The sequence below is a fragment of the Cellulophaga sp. genome, from assembly GCF_039943695.1.
Classification (GTDB): Bacteria; Bacteroidota; Bacteroidia; order Flavobacteriales; family Flavobacteriaceae; genus Cellulophaga.
The window spans coordinates 17,094-37,823 of record NZ_JBDVAA010000212.1; the positions used below are offsets into that span (position 1 = coordinate 17,094).

Sequence of the window (20,730 nt, forward strand, 5' to 3'; positions counted from 1 at the left end):
CTCTTTTAACAGAATGCTTAGTATCTAAGTTATCCCTTGTACTTTAAAGGCAAGTAAACTACTTTTTTGGTTTCAAAAAAGTCCTCAGAGAAATAATCAGAAAGATTGTAAATCTCAGTAGTTTTATAATCTTTTAACTCCTCTGACAAATCACCCCCTTTAAGGTACAAAATACCGTTACGACGTTCGTGTAAAGAATCTTTTTTTATACGCCCCTTTATCCAACGGACAAAAGTAGGCATTGCAGCTACTGCCCTACTCACTATAAAATCAAACTGAGTATCAAGATCTTCTACACGCATATGTTTAGCAGTAACATTAGTTAATCCTAAACCATCTACAACTTGTTGTACTACTTTTATTTTTTTGCCAATTGCATCAACTAAAGTAAATTGAGTTTCAGGAAAAAGAATGGCCAAAGGTATACCAGGAAAACCTCCACCTGTACCAACATCTAAAACAGTTGTTCCAGGTAAAAACTGCTGAAATTTAGCAATCCCTGTAGAATGCAGCACATGGCGTAGATATATTTCGTCTATATCTTTCCTAGAAACCACATTAATTTTTTGGTTCCAATCTGCATACAACGCTTCAAGCTTTATAAAGTGCTGTTTTTGTTGTTCTGTTAAGTCTGGAAAATACTTAAAAATAATATCTGCCTTCATAAATTTAATCTAAGTTTTGGCAAAAGTAAGCAATTCCATAATCATAAAAATTTCTTATTTTAAGATAATTATCATATTATAAAAAGTACTTTTGCATTATCTTTACTTAGTTTTTGTGACTATTAACTACAAATAGATCATAATAACCAATACATAAAAAAAATCTACTAAATAAAATATATTCCTCAATAAAACAATTACAGAGGAAAACAGAATTAAGAATTTAATAATTATGGAGAATAAATCAATAAGGTTTTCACGTAAAGATTCAGCTCAGTTTTTTAAAACATTGAATAAACGTGTTAATACATACTTTAAAGAAAACGAGATTAAAAAAACAGGAAACTGGAAACTACACATTAAAACAATAGTAATGTTTACGCTATTTTTAGCGCCTTACTTTTTAATATTAACCCTTGGGTTACCAATTTGGGCTAATTTACTATTAACCATTGTTATGGGAATTGGTATGGCTGGTGTTGGTATGAACGTTATGCACGATGGTAACCATGGCGCATACTCTAACAACAAATGGGTAAATAAAATAATGGGTGGTAGTATCTACATTTTAGCTGGTAATGTTTACAACTGGCAGGTACAACATAATGTATTACACCACACTTACACAAACATCCATGAACATGATGAAGATTTAGAAGCCGGAAGAATTTTGCGTTTTTCTAAACATGCAGAATGGAGAAAACACCATAAATTTCAGCATTTTTACTCTGTATTTCTATACGGTTTATTAACTTTTAACTGGGCTATTACTACAGATTTTCAACAGATGTATCGTTACATGAAGCGTAATTTGTCTTATGGTAAAAAACCAAGTAAAGTAGGTAACTGGAGTACACTTGTAATTACAAAATTATTGTACATTACAATTTGGATTGTTTTACCATTACTTTTTGCTAATGTTGCTTGGTGGCAAGTACTTATTGGATTTTTTATTATGCACTATGTTGCTGGTGTTATTTTGAGTGTCGTATTTCAATTAGCACATGTTGTTCATGATGCAGAAACACCATTGCCAGACGAAACAGGTACAATGAAAAACACTTGGGCTATACACCAATTGTTTACTACTGTAAATTTTGGAACTAAAAATAAGGTTGTAAATTGGTTTACAGGTGGATTAAATCATCAGGTTGAACATCATATTTTTCCAAATATTAGTCACATTCATTACACAAATATCTCTAAAATTGTGAAACAAACGGCAAATGAATTTAATTTGCCTTATAATGAATACAAAACTACTAGAAAAGCTATAATTTCGCACTTTAAACATTTAAAAGAGCTTGGAAAAAAACCAGCTTTACAGTACTAGTAAAAACAAAAAAAGTATGAGCAATCATTTATCTGACAGAATCACAAATATGTCTACATCTGCCACATTAGCAATGGCAGCAAAAGCAAGAGAATTACGTAACGCTGGTAAAGATATTATTGGTTTAAGTTTAGGAGAACCAGATTTTAATATTCCAGATTTTATTAAAGATGCAGCAAAACAAGCTATAGATGATAACTACAGCAGTTATTCTCCTGTAGATGGTTATGCAGATTTAAAACAAGCTATTGCAAACAAATTTAAAAGAGACAACAATTTAACATACGGTCTTAACCAAATAGTAGTTAGCACTGGTGCTAAACAGTCTTTAGCTAACATTGCTATGTGTATGTTAAATAAGGGTGACGAAGTAATTTTACCTGCACCTTACTGGGTTAGCTATAGTGATATTGTAAAACTAGCAGAAGGAACTCCTGTAGAAGTTGCTACTAGTATTGACACAGATTTTAAAATGACTCCCGCTCAATTAGAAGCTGCTATTACCCCTAACACTAAAATGATGTGGTTTAGCTCTCCTTGTAATCCAAGCGGATCTGTATACAGCAAAGAAGAGCTAGAAGGCTTAGCAGAAGTATTAAAAAAACACCCTAATATTTATGTGGTTTCTGATGAAATTTATGAACACATAAACTTTAGAGGCGGACACGTTAGTATTGCTGGTATAGATGGTATGTATGACCGTACAATAACTGTAAACGGTGTTTCTAAGGCATTTGCAATGACTGGGTGGCGTATTGGTTTTATTGGCGCTCCAGAATCTATTGCTAAAGCGTGTACTAAATTTCAAGGTCAAAATACAAGTGGTGCTAATGCAATTGCTCAACGTGCAACTATTGCTGCGTTAGAAGCTCCTGTTAGCAAAATACAATTTATGATTGATGAGTTTCATAAAAGAAGAGATCTTGTTTTAGAGCTTTTAGGCGAAATAGAAGGTTTTAAATTAAATGTACCAGAAGGTGCTTTTTATGTTTTTCCTGATATCTCTGCATTTTTTGGTAAAACATTAAATGGTACTGCCATAAACAATGCATCAGACTTATCTATGTATTTATTAGAAAATGCAAATGTTGCAACTGTTACAGGTGAAGCATTTGGAAATCCTAATTGCATACGTATTTCTTATGCTGCATCAGAAAAAGAATTAAGAGAAGCTGTAAGCAGAATTAAAGCTGTCTTATAAATAAGCATAACAAAACTACACAAAAGGTCTTATTAGCATTTGCAATAAGACCTTTTTTTATACATTTACTTTTCTTAAAAGTAAAATTATCTCTACAGAAACTCACATAGCAACTTTACAAAAAACACCTATTCGGTTTCAAGAATATGGCATAGGTATTTTTATAGGTATAAGTACAAAATCTGCATTAAAAAAAGCAATTAAAAAAGGGCTGGTTTATATTGATGGAAAAAAAGCAACTACCGCTACGTTTATAAATGGAGCTGAAAAAATAACCTATCACAAGCCTAAAGAAAATCAGAATAAGAAAAAGCTAGATTTAGAGTTAGAGGTTATTTACCAAGACAATTATTTAGCCGTAATAAACAAACCTGCAGGAATATTAGTTAGCGGCAACTCTTTTAAAACCATAGATAACGCACTAGAGCAAAACATTGTAAAAAGTACCCTAGCAGACGCTACAAAACCACGACCAACACACAGACTAGATTATCCTACAACAGGACTACTATTAATTGGAAAAACCTCAGCTAGCATATTAGCCCTTAATAAGCTTTTTGAAAATAAAAAGATCACAAAAACTTACTTAGCAGTTACTATTGGAAAAATGCCCGTAAAAGGAATTATTAGCACCATAGTAGACAATAAAGAGGCCTTATCTAAATACAACGTAATAAAAAGTGTAGCCTCAGAAAGATTTAGCTATCTAAATCTTGTAAAATTAAAACCAGAAACAGGAAGAAAACACCAACTTAGAGCACACTTATCCTCTATTGGAAATCCTATTTTAGGAGATGTGCAGTATGGACTTGAAGATAAAATTATAAAAGGAAAAGGATTGTATTTACACGCATATTCGCTAGATTTTATTCATCCATTTACAAATGAAAAAATGAGCTTAAAAAAGGTGCCACATAAAAAATTTACTAAGCTATTTCCTGCCCCTTTAGACTACGATTTCTCTGTTTAAATAAAATAATTATCTTAGCTGTAAAACCAGCATAAATGCCCAACACCAATACTACTTGTAAAAATTGTGAAAACAAATTTGATGCAACTTATGAGTTTTGTCCTCATTGCGGACAAAAATCTAACGACAAATTAACGGTTGGTGTTTTATTTAGCAACACAATTAAAAACTATTTTTCTGTAGACGCTCGTTTCTTTAAAAGTTTTTTTCCTTTGCTTTTAAAACCTGGGTATTTACCTACTAAATTTATAGAAGGCAAGCGCTTATTATATCTTCACCCTGCACAACTGTACTTATTTTCGTCAATCGTATTTTTCTTTTTCTTTTCATTTAAGGTAAGTAAACAAGAACGTCAAATTAGAGAAAGTGTAAAATCAGAAAAAACACTTAAACAAACTATAGATTCTATAAAAACATACAACGCTAACGATTCTTTAGCTGCTGCTACTGTTATAGAGAAACTAAAGCAAAACCAAGATAAAACAGGCCTAAAAGATGAAGAATTAGCGAAGTTAGATTCTATTATTAAAGGACAAAATTACAAAGGTGATGACTTTATGACTTTTGGCTTTAACGAATCTAAAGTAGATTCTTTAATTGATATTAACGCACCAGACTCTTTAATAACTAAAGAAATGGGCCAAACAGAAGATGCAGGCTATTTTACAAAAAAAGCATACACTCAAGTCTTAAAACTTTATAAAGACAACGGTAGTTTAGCAAGCATTTTACACTCGTTTTATGACACTATACCAATTGCATTGTTTTTTCTACTACCAATATTCGCATTTATTCTAAAATTACTTTTTTACAGTAAAGGGCCATTTGCATACCACTTGGTGTTTGCTTTTTACTATTTTTCATATCTATTTAGCACATTTATAATTTTATTACTAATTAGTTTTGTGTGGCCTAGTTTCTCTGGTTATGTTCAATTTTTAATTATACTTTCTACCTTTATATATTTGTGTATTGCTCTACAAAAATTTTATAAGCAAGGCTGGCTTTTAAGCTTCTTTAAGGGCTCTTTAGCTACTTTTATTTATTTTGTAATTGTAATACCCATAGCAATTACAATACTAAGTGCTTTTGCATTTTTAATGTATTAAATAGTAGCAAATAGTTACTTTTAAAAGAACATAGCATTTTTAAATACTACTATGCTCTACTAATAATGTTTATTTTAGTAAAATTCAAAAAAAATTACAACTGTGAAAATATTTCAAATTGCAATAGCCTTACTTTTTTCCTTATCAATTTATAGCCAAAAACCAGCATATGTAATTTATAATGCTAAAGGTAAAAAAGTAGGTTACAAGAAAATGCTAAAAGACCTAAGTCAAAAAGATATTGTTCTGTTTGGAGAATTACACAATAACGCCATTGCTCACTGGTTAGAACTTGAGGTTACTAAAGACATACATAAAAGCAAAACAATTGTATTAGGCGCAGAAATGCTAGAGGCAGACAACCAAACACAAGTAAACAATTACCTAAATAATATTATAGACGCAAAAGCATTAGACACTGTTGCTAGGTTATGGCCTAATTACAAAACAGACTATGCTCCTCTGGTAAATTACGCAAAAGAGAACAAACTACCTTTTATTGCAACCAACATTCCAAGACGATATGCCAACTTGGTCTACAAGAAGGGCTTTTCTGGTTTAGATTCTTTATCTACACTAGAAAAAAGCTGGATAGCACCTTTACCTATTATTTTTGATAGCGAATTACCCACTTATAAAAATATTTTAAAAATGATGGGAGATCATGGTACTCCAGAGCTAGTTATGGCACAAGCAATAAAAGACGCTACAATGGCTCATTTTATTTTAAAAAATTACAAACCCAATACCACCTTTATACATTACAATGGTGCATACCACTCTAATAATTACGAAGGTATTTTATGGTATTTAAAAAACAAAAACGGTAATTTAAACTACGTAACTATTAGCACTGTAAATCAAGAAGATATTACCAAGCTAAAAGAAGAGCACTTAAATGTTGCTGATTATATTATTTGTGTTGATGATGATATGACAACCACATACTAAACTCATTAAAAATGACAAACAAAGAGTTAATTCAGAAATTTTACACCTCCTTTTCTAATGCAGATATTAAGGGTATGCTTAGTTGCTATCACGATGATATTACATTTACAGATCCTGCCTTTGGAACATTACAAGGCAATAGAGCAAAAGCAATGTGGCAAATGTTATTAAGCAGAAGCAACGGAGGAACTCAAATAACATTTAACTCTATTACAACTAATAAAAACAAAGGAAGTGTGCATTGGAAAGCCGTGTACACTTACGGTTCAAAAAAAAGAAAAGTTACAAATAACATTACAGCTAATTTTACCTTTTTAGACGGAAAAATAATTGAACACGTAGACACATTTAATTTATGGAACTGGTCTAAACAAGCATTAGGTATAAGCGGATATTTATTAGGTTGGTCTTCTTTTTTTAAATCTAAAATTCAAACTAAAACAAACAACTTGTTAGACACATTTATATCTTCTTCCAAAAATACGGAGTTAAAATAATAAGTACCGTAAATAGCTCCAACCTACCTGCTAACATCAAAAAGGCTGTCCACCATTTACCTAAAGCAGGTAAACCATCAAAATTAGCTAACGGATTTAGACTACCAAGACCCGGACCTACATTACCTAAAGAAGTTGCTGCACCACCAATAGCAGTAACAAAATCTAACCCAAGAAAACTAAGCACTAAAGCACCTAGTATAAATAGCAGCATATATAAAACCAAAAAAGCTATAATATTGTAGACAATCTTTTCTGGCACCATCTTATTATTATAACGTACCGGTATAATTGCGTTAACGTGTAACGTACGTTTAAACTCTAATAATCCGTTTTTAATAATAAGTAAATGACGCATTACTTTTATACCACCAGATGTAGAACCAGCACAACCACCTAAAAACATTAATCCAAAAAAGAAAACAGTTAAAAAAGGTGTCCAGCTTGTAAAGTCTGCAGTAACAAAACCTGTTGTAGTTATTACAGATATAATTTGAAAGAGTGTATGTCTAAAAGCACTTTCTGCTTCTCCTAATACCATAGGGTGATAATCTGAAACAGGAACATCTGCTTTTAAATATACTGTTAAGGCTGCTATTAAGGTAAAAAACACTACAAAGCCAGTATAAAATTTAAACTCTTCATCTTTTAACATTTTTTGTATTTTACCCTTAAAAGCAAAGTAACTCAACACAAAGTTACTACCCGCCAAAAACATAAATAAAATAACTATATATTGTATCAAAGGATCGTTATTCCAATACGCTAAACTTGCATTTTTAGTAGAAAAACCTCCTGTAGACAATGTTGCAGAAAAAGAACCAATTTCCGTAACACAAGTTATGGAAGATGGAGTTATTTATGAAGCAAACATTCGTCAATACTCTCCAAAAGGGACTTTCAATGCTTTTTCTAAGGATATTCCTGTACTAAAAAAATTAGGCGTTAAAGTTATTTGGGTAATGCCAATTAATCCTATTTCTAAAATAAAGCGTAAAGCTACTGGAGAAAAATTTACAAGTGAAATTGAAAATGAAGAAGAACGCAAAAAATACTTGGGAAGCTACTACTCTGTATCAGACTATAAAGCAATAAATCCAGAATTTGGTACGTTTGATGACTTTAAAAATATGGTAACTACTGCACACGATAATGGTATTTTAGTTATTGTAGATTGGGTACCAAACCATACAGGTTGGGATCATCCTTGGATTAAAGATCATCCAGAATATTATACTCAAAACGAGCAAGGAGAAATTATAGATCCTATAAACCCAGAAACAGGAGAATCTTGGGGATGGACAGATGTTGCTGATTTAAATTACGATAATAAAGAAATGCGTAAGGAAATGATTAGTGATATGAAATTTTGGGTAGAAAAAGCAGACATTGATGGCTACCGAATGGATGTTGCACACAAAGTCCCTGTTGATTTTTTTAATACTGCTATAAAAGAAATGAAAACAGTAAAGTCAATTTTTATGTTAGCAGAAGCAGAACAGCCAGACTTACTACAAAATGGTTTTGATATGCAATATGGTTGGGAAGTTCACCATATTTTTAATGAAATAGCTAAAGGAGAAGCTTCTGTTTCTAAGTTTGATGCTTATATGGTTAAACTAGATACTATTTTAGAAGCAGATGATATTAATATGAACTTTGTTACCAACCACGATGAAAACTCTTGGAACGGTACTTTATTAGAAAGAATGCCTAATAACAAAGAAGTATTTACAGCACTAACCTATGTTATGCCTGGTATGCCACTAATTTATTCTGGTCAAGAGTATGATATGGAACATAGATTACGCTTTTTTGAAAAAGATACAATTCCTAAAACTAAAGGAAAATATTTTACTTTATTAGAAAAACTAGGCGAATTAAAAAATACAAATTCAGCTTTAAACGGAGGTAAAAAAGCTGCTAATTACACAAGAGTTAACACATCTAATAACGAAGCTATACTAGCATTTAAAAGAGATAAAGATGGTGAAACTGTTTATTTTATTGCTAATTTAAGTGATACCATAAAAGAAGCAACTATTAGTTTAAATGGTGAATTTACAGACTACATCTCTAACAACACTTTTGCTATTGAAGAAAACACAGCTTTAAAATTAGCTCCTTGGGAGTACCATATTTTAACTGTTAAACAGTAGAAAAAAATACTCATAAAAAAAGCGCCAATTTTATATTAAAATTGGCGCTTTTACTTTTTAAAAATATATCCTATAACGGAATATTACCGTGTTTACGCTTAGGCACATTTACAACTTTATCCTCTAACATTGCCATAGCTTTTATAAGTTTTTTACGGGTATCTTTTGGCAAAATAACCTCATCTATAAAACCTCTTTGAGCAGCACTGTACGGATTAGCAAATGCATCTGCATACTCTTGTTCTTTTTCTGCTAATTTGGCTGCAGAATCTTCTGCCGCTTGTATTTCTTTTCTAAAAATAATTTCACTAGCTCCCTTAGCTCCCATTACTGCTATTTCTGCTCCAGGCCAAGCATAGTTCATATCTGCACCAATGTGTTTAGAGTTCATAACATCATAAGCACCACCATAAGCTTTACGTGTAATTACGGTTACTTTTGGCACTGTAGCTTCACTTAAAGCATATAACAATTTGGCTCCGTTTGTAATAATACCATTCCATTCTTGATCTGTTCCTGGTAAAAAACCTGGTACATCTACCAATACAAGTAGCGGAATATTAAAACAGTCACAAAAACGTGTAAAACGAGCTCCTTTCTTAGAACTTTCTACATCTAAAACTCCTGCTAAACTCATTGGTTGGTTGGCAACAATACCAATACTCCTACCCGCTAAACGAGCAAAACCAACAACTAAATTATCTGCGTAATCTTTATGTATTTCAAAAAACGAATCTTCATCAATAATTCCGTTTATAACAGTACGCATATCATAAGGCTGATTTGCGTTTTCCGGAACCATAGTTCCTAATTCCTCTCTAATTTCATCACCCAAAGTATAAGGTAATTTAGCTGGTTTATCCTCACAATTTTGAGGCATATAGCTAATCATTTCTTTAATTTGATTAATACATTCTATGTCATTGGCTGCAGTAACATGTGTTACTCCAGATTTTGTAGCGTGTGTTTTTGCACCTCCTAATTCCTCTGAGGTTACCTCTTCATTAGTAACCGTTTTTACAACATTAGGACCAGTTACAAACATATAACTAGAGTTTTCTACCATTAAGGTAAAATCTGTCATAGCTGGCGAGTATACAGCACCACCTGCACAGGGTCCCATAATTGCAGAAATCTGAGGTATAACACCAGAAGACATCACGTTTTTATGAAAAATATCTGCATAACCACCTAAAGAACGTACACCTTCTTGTATTCTTGCTCCTCCACTATCATTTAATCCAATTACAGGTACGCCAATTTTCATAGCCATATCCATAATTTTACATATTTTTTCTGCGTGGGTTTCAGATAATGCACCTCCAAAAACAGTAAAATCTTGTGCAAAAACACAAACTTGTCTTCCGTTTATTGTTCCGTAACCAGTTACAACACCATCACCATAAAACTGTTGTTTATCCATTCCAAAGTCAGACGTCCTATGAGTTACTAAAATTCCCATTTCTTCAAAAGAACCTTCATCTAACAAAAAATGAATACGCTCACGAGCAGTTAATTTACCTTTAGCGTGCTGTTTTTCTATACGTGCTTTACCACCGCCTAATTTAGCTAAATCTATTTTAGACTTTAATATATTTTCTTTGCTTTGCTCTCCCATTTTACTTTGTATTTCTGTTAGTTCTCCAATTGGAAGTTTCTTGTTCTGGTGTTTTTACTATTTTAGTATACTCGTTAAATAAGTGTACGCCAAATAAGGCTGCCACTTTATGTTCTGGTAAACGAGCTGCTATTAACTTATCTGCAGAATAGTATTTTTTAACAAAATGTGTATCAAAATCTCCAGATAAAAATGCAGGATGCTCACAAACAAACTTTCCAAAAGACAGTGTTGTAGATGCTCCTTCAATTTTATAATCTTCAATAGCAGTAAGCATTAATTGTATTGCTTCTTCTCTGGTATCTCCGTAGGTTATTAATTTAGACAACATAGGATCATAATAAATAGGTATTTCCATACCTTCTTCAAAACCATCATCTAAACGTATGCCTTTACCTTTTGGTCTTTTGTAGGTTGATAACGTACCAATACTAGGCATAAAGTTATCCAAGGGATCTTCTGCATAAACCCTAACTTCTACAGCATGACCTTTTATTTTTAAATTATTTTGCGTGATTTGTAATGTCTCATTTCTAGCAACTTTAATTTGTTGCTCTACCAAGTCTACACCTGTAATTAGTTCTGTAACAGGATGCTCTACTTGTAAACGTGTATTCATTTCTAAAAAATAGAAATTTTTATCAGCATCTAATAAAAATTCTACTGTACCCACACCAACATAGTCACAGGCTTTTGCCACTTTTATAGCAGCATCTCCCATAGCTTCTCTAATTTCTGGGGTAAGTACAACAGAAGGCGCTTCTTCCACAACTTTTTGATGCCTACGTTGTATGCTACATTCGCGCTCAAATAAATGAACCACATTACCGTGATTATCTGCTAAAACCTGAATTTCTATATGTCGTGGAGAAGCCACATATTTTTCAATAAAAACAGATCCGTCTCCAAAGGCAGCAACAGCTTCACTAATGGCACGTTTCATTTGCTCTGGTAACTCTTCTATATTTTCTACAACTCGCATACCTTTACCACCACCACCAGCAGCAGCTTTAATAAGTATAGGAAAGCCTATTTCTTTTGCTATTTTGGTAGCCAAAGCTACATCTGTAATAGCTTCTTCAATACCAGGAACCATAGGAATATTATAATCTTTAACCGCTTCTTTTGCAGCTAACTTATTTCCCATAACTTCTATAGCGTGTGGCCTTGGACCAATAAATGTGATACCTGCTTTTTCTACTTTTTTAGCAAATTCAGCATTTTCACTTAAAAAACCATATCCTGGATGTATACCATCTGCCCCAGTATCCTGTGCAGCTTTTAAGACTTTTTCCATAACCAAGTAAGACTCAGAAGATGGTGCTGCTCCCAAGCATACCGCTTCATCTGCAAACTTTACGTGTGGTGTCTCCCTATCTACATCAGAAAAGACAGCAACAGTTTTTATTCCCATTTTTTTAGCAGAGCGCATTACTCGTAATGCAATTTCTCCTCTATTTGCAACTAGAATTTTTTTCATTTTTATGCGATCTCTATTAATAATTGTCCTTTTTCTACCGCATCATCCTTAGCAACATTTATTAACTTTACTACGCCATCACTAGGTGCCGTAATAATGTTTTCCATTTTCATTGCAGATAATACCAATACTTGCTCTCCTTCTTTTATCTCTTGACCTTCAGCAACCAAAATATCTAAAATAAGCCCTGGCATAGGAGCATTAATATTCTTTTCTTTTTTAGTGTTAGATGTTAGTAACCCCATTTGTTTAACCATTTGGTCGTACTCATCTGCAATAGCAATAGTATATGTATTTCCGTTTACCTCTACGGTAAGCTCTTTTGCTAAATAATTTGCGTGCAATAATTTAGCACTATACTTTTTATTATCTTCTAAAATATGGAATTCCGATTCTGATTTTTTAACAATATCTAACTCAGAAATATCCTTACTATCTAAAGCTATTTCTTCATTATTTACTGAAACAACGTATGTTTTCATAATATAATAGTTTATAAAATTTAATGGTTAGTTAGAATAACTTTTAATTACTCCGGATATTCTATTCTAAGGTGATAAATATTGGTAAGCTTTAACTTTAAGACCTTTTTAATTTCTACAATTTCTTTAAAGGTAATGTTTGCATTAGAGTATTGGTTGGCTCTCATTTGTCCGTCTATAATCTTATCTACAAACTCATCTATCATCAAAAAAGTAGGATTTTTTAAACTTTTAGATGCAGCTTCTACAGCATCTGCCATCATTAAAATTGCAGTTTCTTTAGAAAAAGGTAATGGACCAGGATATTTAAAATCGTCCTCATTTACATTTTCATCTATCTCAGATTGCTTTTTGTAAAAATAATACACTTTAGATGTTCCGTGGTGTACTCTAATAAAATCTATAACACGGTCTGGCAAATTATTTTTACGTGCTATTTCTATTCCGTCTAAAACGTGATTAATTATAATTTTTGCACTTTCTATTGGTGTGTGCTCATTATGCGGATTTACATTAGTTACCTGATTCTCTGTGAAATAGGTAGGATTTTTCATTTTACCAATGTCGTGGTATAAAGCACCTACCCTAACCAACATTGCATTTGCTCCAATTTCTTGTGCTGCAGCCTCAGCTAAATTTGCTACTTGTAAAGAATGATGAAATGTACCTGGTGCTTTGTTAGACAGTTCTTTAAGCAACTTAGAGTTGGTATCTGATAGTTCTAGTAGAGACACATCAGAAACCAAACCAAATATTTTTTCATAAATGTAAATAAGCGGTTGCACAAAAAGTGTAATCATTCCGTTTAATAAAAATACTCCAAAAGTAATAGCGTACATATTATTTAAATTACCCTCGTGTATAATATGAAAAGCAAAATAACCTATAATATATATTAACGTAATTTGACCAACAGAAATAAATAAATTGGCTCTTTTATATAGTTGAGAAACTGTTAAAATGGTTACAATACCTGCCATTATCTGAAGAAAAATATACTCAAAACTATTAGGCACTACAAAGCCTAAAATAAGCAATGTAAGTACGTGTACAAAAAGTCCCAAACGGGCATCAAAAAAAGTTTTTAATATTAACGGTAAAATACAAAGTGGTACTACGTAAACATAGGCTTCATTATACTTTATAACCATAGTAGTTATAAAAACCATTAATAAAATATTAAAAAAGATAAAGGTTACCTTGGTGTTATTTTTAAATACAGATGTTCTATATTTTTTTAAAAAAAGCAATAACATAAGCAATACTAATGCTACCAAAATAGTGTAACCAGATACTATTACGTAATAATTATTTTCAGTCCAAAGTTCAGACTCAAACTCCTGTTTTAAAGAGTTTAATATTTTATAGTTTTCTGCCTCTACAACTTCTCCTTTTACAATAATTAGCTTACCCTCGTCTACGGTTCCTCTTGTTACAGAAATTTTAGCTAATTCTTCATTTAAAGATTTTTTAGAGATATTATCATTGTAAAATACATTAGGTTTAACAATATTAAAAAACAATTGTTTAAACTTTGTATTATACCCTGTTAACTGTTTTTTACGTAATACAGAAGTTATAATTTTATCTATACTTTGTATGCTTGTAATATCTTTAAAGCTTAATTCTTTAGCTTCATTATTACGTAGTAAAAAAAGCTTTTGGGCTTTAGACGTAACTTTATTCTTTTTTAAAATTCCGTTAGCATAAAGTGTACCTAATATTTCTTTACCAACAGTTTTTAAGTATCTTTTTTCTTCGGAATTAAAATCAGAATTTTTAAAAACCTCATCAAAATTAGTCGTGTAGTTTTTATAAACAGATGAAACTATCTCTTGATTGTAGCTGTAATAGTCTAGATGATTATTTGTAACTGTTTGCTTTTCCTTATCTATCTCAGATACATCTTTCTTTATTGAAAAATCAAACGGTGCGTATAAATTCTCGTACTGCCAAGGTTTTCCTTTTTGAAACTCATACTTAAACTTACCTCCTTTTGGAAAGAAAAATACAATTAAAAAGATAGTGCCAACATAAAGAAAGCACTTGTATAGTAACGATTGATTTTTATATATTTTCTCCAAGATATTTTTTGTAGTTAAAGTAACTTTTTCCAAAAATAGAAAATTATGCGCTTAAAAAATGGTTTTGACAAAAGAACCCTGTTCTATGTGCATTAATTTATTAATTTTGCAACACCAAAAAATTTAGAATTTATGAAAGATGTTGTTATAGTTTCTATGGCAAGAACTCCAATTGGGAGTTTTTTAGGATCATTATCTAGTGTTGCTGCACCAAAATTAGGTGCAATTGCTATAAAAGGCGCTTTAGATAAAATAAAACTAGAGCCATCTCAGGTTCAAGAAGTTTTAATGGGTAATGTAGTACAAGCTGGTGTAGGGCAAGCTCCTGCTAGGCAAGCGGCTATTTATGCTGGTATACCAAACACAGTTCCTTGCACAACAATAAATAAAGTTTGTGCTTCTGGTATGAAAACTATAATGCAAGCTGCACAATCTATTGCTTTAGGTGATAATGATATTGTTGTTGCTGGTGGTATGGAAAATATGAGTATGGTACCACACTATGTACATTTAAGAAATGGACAAAAATTTGGACCAACATCATTAGTAGATGGATTACAAAAAGATGGTTTAGTAGATGCTTATGACCAAAACGCTATGGGCGTTTGTGCAGATGCATGTGCTACAGAATATGAGTTTAGTAGAGAAGATCAAGATAATTTTGCAATACAGTCTTATAAGAGATCTGCAGCTGCATGGAAACAAGGTAAGTTTGCTAACGAAGTAGTACCTGTAGAAGTACCACAAAGAAGAGGCGAGCCTGTTATTGTTTCTGAAGACGAAGAATTTAAAAATGTTAAACTAGAAAAAATACCAGCATTAAGACCTGCTTTTACAAAAGAAGGTACTGTAACTGCTGCTAACGCATCTACTATTAATGACGGTGCTGCTGCTCTTGTACTTATGAGTGCAGATAAAGCAAAAGAATTAAACCTAACACCTTTAGCTAAAATAAAAAGTTATGCAGATGCTGCACACGAACCAGAATGGTTTACAACAGCACCATCTAAAGCATTACCAAAAGCTTTAGGAAAAGCAGGTATAGAAATAGGAGACGTAGATTATTTTGAGTTTAACGAGGCTTTTTCTGTTGTTGGTTTAGCAAATATGAAAATATTAGGTTTAACAGATACTAATGTAAATGTAAATGGAGGCGCAGTATCTTTAGGACACCCACTTGGTTGCTCTGGAGCCAGAATTGTAATTACTTTACTAAGTGTATTAGAACAAAATAACGGAAAAATTGGAGCTGCTGCTATTTGTAATGGCGGTGGTGGTGCATCTGCAATTGTTTTAGAAAAAGCGTAATATAGCGGAATAGAACAATTTTTATGCAATACGGTATTTGTAATCTTAGTATAGTTCCAGTAAGGTTAACCCCAGAAGAAAATTCAGAAATGGTCGCACAGCTTTTATATGGCGACCATTTTAAGGTTTTGGAACACCGTAAATTTTGGAGTAGAATAAGAATTGCTTTTGATGGTATTGAAGCTTGGGTTAGCAATAACCAATACGTACTTATAGAGGAAGATGAATATACAGCTTTAGAAGCCACTACAGATGTTGCTTTAAGCTCTGACTTAATAGCTTTTATATCTGCAGGTAGTAATGACTTAATGCCAATTTTAGTAGGTTCTGTTTTAAACGGAATTCCAATATTAGACCACTCTTATGATGGTAACTATATACAGGGTGTACAAGCTAAAGCAAAACTTATAGATGCTGCATTAATGTACTTAAACAGTCCGTATTTATCTGGCGGAAAAACTCCGTTTGGTACAGATAGTGCTGGTTTAACACAAATGGTTTATAAAATAAGTGGGTACAAATTATTACGTACAGCACAAGAACAGTCTACACAAGGAGAACCTTTAAGTTTTATTGAAGAAAGTGAACCTGGAGACTTGGCATTTTTTGATAATAAGGAAGGTATTATAGATCACGTGGGTATTATTATGCAAGACAATTATATTATTCATTGTCACGGAAAAGTACGTATAGACCGTATAGACCATACCGGAATTTTTAATGCCGAATTAAAAAATTATACTCACCAGTTACGAGTTATAAAAAAGATTATTTAATAACAATTTAACTTGTTTTACACGCATAAAAAAAGCCTTCATTTCTGAAGGCTTTTTTAGTTATTATATATTAAAAGATTACTCTCCTAACAACTTCTTTAAACGCATAAAGTTTTCTGTATCACCTAATGCACCATAAATATTCTTTAACTGTGATAACAATGCTTGGTTACCTGGAGTTTGTTTTAAAGCATCTTCTAAAATTTGAGCTCCTTCTTTAAACAACCCGTCTTTTTGTGCTTTTAACTCATCATACTTAGCAATATCTGCTCTAGAACTTCCTAGTGCATTCATCGCATCAATTAATCCGTTACCTTCGTTTACATACGTAGTAGATAAATTTAATTGTGCATTAACATAAGCTGGATTAAGTTCAATTGCTTTTTCATAAGCAGATCTTGCTTCTGCAATATTATCTTGCTCCATATTAATAACACCAATATTGTAAAACAAATCTGGATTGTTAGGGTCTACTCTAGTAGCTTCTGCCATTAATACTTTAAACTGGTCTTTATGACCCAATTTATACTGTAAGTTAGCCTCGTTTAAAATTAAATTTACATCACCAGGATTATTGGCTCTTGCTTCTTTGTAAGCTTCTAATGCTTTTTCATCTTCTCCTAATTGAGTATAAATAAGTGCTATGTTTTTAACAATTTCTGCTTTTCTAGATGGAGATTTCTCCTCTTTTGGCTCTTTGTATTGTTTAGACTTCACCATCAAATCTCTTTGTGCCTTAGCCATTTCTTCTCTTTCTCCTGTTGCAATGTTTACAGCAGAGTATTTTACTTCGCTACCATCATAGTTTAAGTCTTTAAGTTCATTATAGTACTTAAGTGCTTTTTCCATATTTTGTGCATTAACAGCACTGTTAGCAGCATAAAATAAATAAACTGTATCTTTTTTACTTAAGTTATATGCTAAGTAAAGTTTATCTGCACCAGCATCAAACTTTTTCTCGTTATTATCTTTAATTGCAGCATTAACAATATCACCAGTCATACCAGTCATAGCCTGTTTAGCTTCTACTGTGTATTTCTTTTTACCTACTTCTTCTTCGTAAGCAATTAAATCATTAAAAGCAGCAATAGACTCTTTAAATGCACCTTGCTCACCAGCCTTAGCTAGTTTAGAATATGTTTTTCCTTTTACTAGGTAGTATAACGCTTTTGTTTTTGCATCTGCAGATCCTAATAATGGTTCTGCTTTTGCTAAAGCAGCTTTAGCTTCTGCTGCATTATCAGATTTTAATGCTTTATCAGCAGCCTTAACTTCATTCTTTTGTGCAAAAGTCATTGCAGAAAAAGACATTGCTGCCGTTAATATTAAAAATTTAGTTTTCATTTCAATTTCTATTAAATAATTAGTGTAAAAAATTTATTCTTCAGTTGATTCCGTTGTATCATTATCAAGAGCCGTGCCATCTTCTGTAGAAGCATCACCTTCTATAGCGTCAGGAGTTTCTCCTTCTAAACCTTCTTCGTCTACAGCGTCTTCGTCTTTCATAACTTTTGCAACTGCTGCAATAGAATCTTTTCCTTTTATATTTATTAATCTAACACCTTGTGTTGCTCTACCCATTACACGTAAATCTTCTACGCCCATACGTATTGCAATACCAGACTTATTAATAATCATTAAATCATCAGAATCGGTAACATTTTTAATAGCTACAAGTCCTCCTGTTTTATCAGTAACACTAATAGTTTTAACACCTTTACCCCCTCTGTTTGTAATTCTGTAATCTTCTAAGCTAGAACGTTTTCCGTAACCTTTTTCAGAAACTACTAAAATATTATCATCAAAGTTGTGTACAGATATCATACCTACAACTTCATCATTATCATCTGCAAGTGTAATACCTCTAACACCAGAAGCATTTCTACCCATTGGTCTAGTCTTGCTCTCCTCAAACCTAATTGCTTTACCAGATTTTAATCCTAAGAATATTTGACTAGTACCTGTTGTTAATTTAGCTTCTAATAACTCATCACCGTCTTTAATACCTATAGCATTAATACCGTTTAAACGAGGTCTAGAATACTGTTCTAAAGATGTCTTTTTAACAGTACCTTTTTTAGTTGCCATAATAACGTAGTGACTATTTACGTACTCTTCATCTTTAAGATCTTGTGTACATATAAAGGCCATTACCTTATCATCTTGCTCTATATTAATTAGGTTTTGTATTGCTCTACCTTTAGATGTTTTACTACCTTCTGGTATTTCGTAAACACGCATCCAGAAACATTTTCCTTTTTGTGTAAAGAACAACATATATTGGTGATTTGTACCAACAAATAAATGTTCTAAAAAGTCTTCGTTTCTTGTAGATGATGCTTTTTGTCCTACACCACCTCTATTTTGTGTTTTGTACTCTGTTAATGGTGTACGCTTAATATAACCTGCATGAGAAATGGTAATTACCACTTGCTCATCTGGTATCATATCTTCAATACTTAAATCGCCACCTGCAAAATTAATTTCAGATCTTCTTTCGTCTCCGTATTTCTCTTTAACTTCAGTAAGCTCATCCTTAATAATTTGCATTCTACGCTCTTCATTAGCAAGAATATCTTTTAAGTCTGCTATAGTTTTTACTATTTCATCATACTCTGCTCTTAACTTGTCTTGTTCCAGACCTGTTAATTGACGCAAACGCATTTCTACAATTGCTTTAGCTTGTATTTCTGAAAGTTTAAACCTCTCTATTAAGTTTTCTCTAGCTTCATCAGCATTAGAAGAGCCTCTAATTATAGCAATTACTTCATCTATATTATCAGATGCAATAATTAAACCTTCTAAGATATGAGCTCTGTCTTCTGCTTTTTTAAGCTCGTACTGCGTTCTACGTACAACAACCTCATGCCTATGTTCCACAAAATAGTGAATCATTTCTTTAACATTAAGTAACTGCGGTCTACCTTTTACAAGTGCAATATTGTTTACACTAAAAGATGTTTGTAACGCTGTATATTTAAATAAGGTATTAAGTACAATATTAGGTATAGCATCTCTTTTTAAAATGTATACAATACGCATACCGTTTCTATCAGATTCATCTCTAATAGTAGAAATACCTTCTATTTTTTTATCGTTAACAAGATCGGCTGTTTTCTTAATCATATCAGCCTTATTCACCTGGTATGGTATCTCTGTAACTACAATACACTCTCTACCTTGAACTTCTTCAAAAGTAGCTTTTGCACGCATCATTACACGACCACGACCTGTTTTAAAAGCCTCCCTAACACCGTCATAACCATAAATAATACCACCCGTTGGAAAATCTGGTGCCTTAATATGTGTTATTAACTCATCAATCTCTATATCATTGTTATCTATATATGCTATTGTACCATCTACAACTTCAGACAAGTTATGTGGTGGCATATTTGTAGCCATACCTACTGCAATACCAGAAGCTCCATTAACTAATAAGTTAGGAATTCTTGCAGGTAAAACTGTCGGTTCTTTTAAAGAATCGTCAAAGTTTAACTGGTGATCTACTGTATCCTTATCTATATCTGCCAACATGTCATCGGCAATTTTACGCATACGTGCTTCTGTATAACGCATTGCTGCAGGGCTATCACCATCTATAGAACCAAAGTTACCTTGACCATCTACAAGCATATAACGTAAACTCCACTCTTGAGCCATACGTACCATAGAATCATAAACAGAAGTATCTCCGTGTGGGTGATACTTACCTAAAACCTCACCCACAATACGGGCAGATTTCTTATGTGCGCTATTGGAACGAACACCCAATTCATGCATACCATATAAAACCCTCCTATGTACTGGCTTTAAACCATCTCTTACATCTGGCAAGGCACGTGATACTATAACCGACATTGAATAATCAATGTAGGCAGATTTCATTTCGTCTTCTATGTTTATTGGAATAATTTTTTCCCCTTCTGCCATATTAAAATCTTAAATACTAATTTGATTAAAAATTCATGCCAATATACATAAAAACATCACGAGAAAAGTAATATTTACTCACTTTAATACATTATTTATTAACACTTTTTAATATGCAAATAGTTAATAATTATTTAAAATATGATAGTCCAAGCCGCTTTTTT

General features: G+C 32.3%; 16 protein-coding genes and 1 pseudogene. 9 read left to right on the forward strand and 8 right to left on the reverse strand.

The window, feature by feature from the left end; all coding sequences use genetic code 11:
- Positions 1 to 29: 29 nt before the first annotated feature.
- The gene (rsmG, locus tag ABJD66_RS15305) at positions 30 to 665 is read right to left on the reverse strand and encodes a 16S rRNA (guanine(527)-N(7))-methyltransferase RsmG (protein ID WP_100895032.1); all 636 of its coding nucleotides are present in this window, start codon (positions 663 to 665) and stop codon (positions 30 to 32) included.
- A gap of 232 nt (positions 666 to 897) precedes the next feature.
- Between rsmG and ABJD66_RS15310 the strand changes: the two genes are divergently transcribed.
- The 6 genes from ABJD66_RS15310 (at position 898) to ABJD66_RS15335 (ending at position 6,726) form a co-directional block, all read left to right on the forward strand.
- Entirely contained in the window at positions 898 to 1,998 is a 1,101-nt protein-coding gene (locus ABJD66_RS15310) for an acyl-CoA desaturase (protein WP_348133235.1), read from the forward strand.
- A 16-nt stretch (positions 1,999 to 2,014) separates the two neighbouring features.
- Complete coding sequence (locus tag ABJD66_RS15315) at positions 2,015 to 3,199, forward strand: pyridoxal phosphate-dependent aminotransferase (RefSeq protein ID WP_100896821.1); 1,185 nt, start codon at positions 2,015 to 2,017, stop codon at positions 3,197 to 3,199.
- Positions 3,200 to 3,560: 361 nt separating this feature from the next.
- Positions 3,561 to 4,169 carry an RNA pseudouridine synthase gene (locus ABJD66_RS15320; RefSeq protein ID WP_348133270.1) on the forward strand — a complete coding sequence of 203 codons (609 nt, stop codon included), beginning with the start codon at positions 3,561 to 3,563 and terminating at the stop codon, positions 4,167 to 4,169.
- A gap of 35 nt (positions 4,170 to 4,204) precedes the next feature.
- The gene (locus tag ABJD66_RS15325) at positions 4,205 to 5,278 is read left to right on the forward strand and encodes a DUF3667 domain-containing protein (RefSeq protein WP_303545543.1); all 1,074 of its coding nucleotides are present in this window, start codon (positions 4,205 to 4,207) and stop codon (positions 5,276 to 5,278) included.
- A 102-nt stretch (positions 5,279 to 5,380) separates the two neighbouring features.
- Positions 5,381 to 6,229: a ChaN family lipoprotein gene (locus ABJD66_RS15330; protein WP_348133240.1), complete on the forward strand. Its 849-nt coding sequence runs from the start codon at positions 5,381 to 5,383 to the stop codon at positions 6,227 to 6,229.
- An 11-nt stretch (positions 6,230 to 6,240) separates the two neighbouring features.
- Positions 6,241 to 6,726 (forward strand): nuclear transport factor 2 family protein, encoded by a 486-nt coding sequence (locus ABJD66_RS15335; protein WP_100895027.1) that lies wholly within the window; start codon positions 6,241 to 6,243, stop codon positions 6,724 to 6,726.
- Here ABJD66_RS15335 and ABJD66_RS15340 read toward each other — a convergent pair.
- Positions 6,692 to 7,537, reverse strand: a pseudogene (locus ABJD66_RS15340) (potassium transporter TrkG); the annotation flags it as partial. The gene ABJD66_RS15335 and the pseudogene ABJD66_RS15340 sit on opposite strands and share 35 nt — an antisense overlap.
- 31 nt (positions 7,538 to 7,568) lie before the next feature.
- On the opposite strand from ABJD66_RS15340, the gene ABJD66_RS15345 reads away from it, so the two are divergent.
- Positions 7,569 to 8,885 carry an alpha-amylase family glycosyl hydrolase gene (locus tag ABJD66_RS15345; RefSeq protein ID WP_348133243.1) on the forward strand — a complete coding sequence of 439 codons (1,317 nt, stop codon included), beginning with the start codon at positions 7,569 to 7,571 and terminating at the stop codon, positions 8,883 to 8,885.
- A gap of 70 nt (positions 8,886 to 8,955) precedes the next feature.
- On the opposite strand, the gene ABJD66_RS15350 is transcribed toward ABJD66_RS15345, so the two are convergent.
- The 4 genes from ABJD66_RS15350 to ABJD66_RS15365 are packed head-to-tail and all read right to left on the reverse strand — an operon-like array spanning position 8,956 to position 14,582.
- Positions 8,956 to 10,503 carry an acyl-CoA carboxylase subunit beta gene (locus tag ABJD66_RS15350; RefSeq protein WP_348133246.1) on the reverse strand — a complete coding sequence of 516 codons (1,548 nt, stop codon included), beginning with the start codon at positions 10,501 to 10,503 and terminating at the stop codon, positions 8,956 to 8,958.
- Position 10,504: 1 nt separating this feature from the next.
- Positions 10,505 to 11,983 (reverse strand): acetyl-CoA carboxylase biotin carboxylase subunit, encoded by a 1,479-nt coding sequence (accC, locus tag ABJD66_RS15355; protein WP_348133249.1) that lies wholly within the window; start codon positions 11,981 to 11,983, stop codon positions 10,505 to 10,507.
- 2 nt (positions 11,984 to 11,985) lie between these two features.
- Positions 11,986 to 12,465, reverse strand: a complete 480-nt coding sequence (locus ABJD66_RS15360) for a biotin/lipoyl-containing protein (protein WP_348133252.1) — start codon at positions 12,463 to 12,465, stop codon at positions 11,986 to 11,988.
- A 47-nt stretch (positions 12,466 to 12,512) separates the two neighbouring features.
- A complete protein-coding gene (locus ABJD66_RS15365) occupies positions 12,513 to 14,582 on the reverse strand; it encodes an HDIG domain-containing metalloprotein (RefSeq protein WP_348133255.1) in 2,070 nt (689 codons plus the stop codon).
- A 99-nt stretch (positions 14,583 to 14,681) separates the two neighbouring features.
- Here ABJD66_RS15365 and ABJD66_RS15370 point away from each other — a divergent pair, with 99 nt between their 5' ends.
- Together ABJD66_RS15370 and ABJD66_RS15375 are read left to right on the forward strand one after the other, a co-directional pair.
- Positions 14,682 to 15,857, forward strand: coding sequence for an acetyl-CoA C-acyltransferase (locus ABJD66_RS15370; protein WP_348133257.1), 1,176 nt, complete (start codon positions 14,682 to 14,684; stop codon positions 15,855 to 15,857).
- A gap of 23 nt (positions 15,858 to 15,880) precedes the next feature.
- Positions 15,881 to 16,633, forward strand: coding sequence for an NlpC/P60 family protein (locus tag ABJD66_RS15375; RefSeq protein WP_303543684.1), 753 nt, complete (start codon positions 15,881 to 15,883; stop codon positions 16,631 to 16,633).
- A gap of 78 nt (positions 16,634 to 16,711) precedes the next feature.
- Here the strand turns inward: ABJD66_RS15375 and ABJD66_RS15380 are convergent, their stop codons facing one another.
- A complete protein-coding gene (locus ABJD66_RS15380; RefSeq protein ID WP_100896441.1) occupies positions 16,712 to 17,977 on the reverse strand; it encodes a tetratricopeptide repeat protein in 1,266 nt (421 codons plus the stop codon).
- 33 nt (positions 17,978 to 18,010) lie between these two features.
- Positions 18,011 to 20,566: a DNA gyrase subunit A gene (gyrA, locus tag ABJD66_RS15385; RefSeq protein ID WP_100896442.1), complete on the reverse strand. Its 2,556-nt coding sequence runs from the start codon at positions 20,564 to 20,566 to the stop codon at positions 18,011 to 18,013.
- Between the last annotated feature and the right edge of the window lie 164 nt (positions 20,567 to 20,730).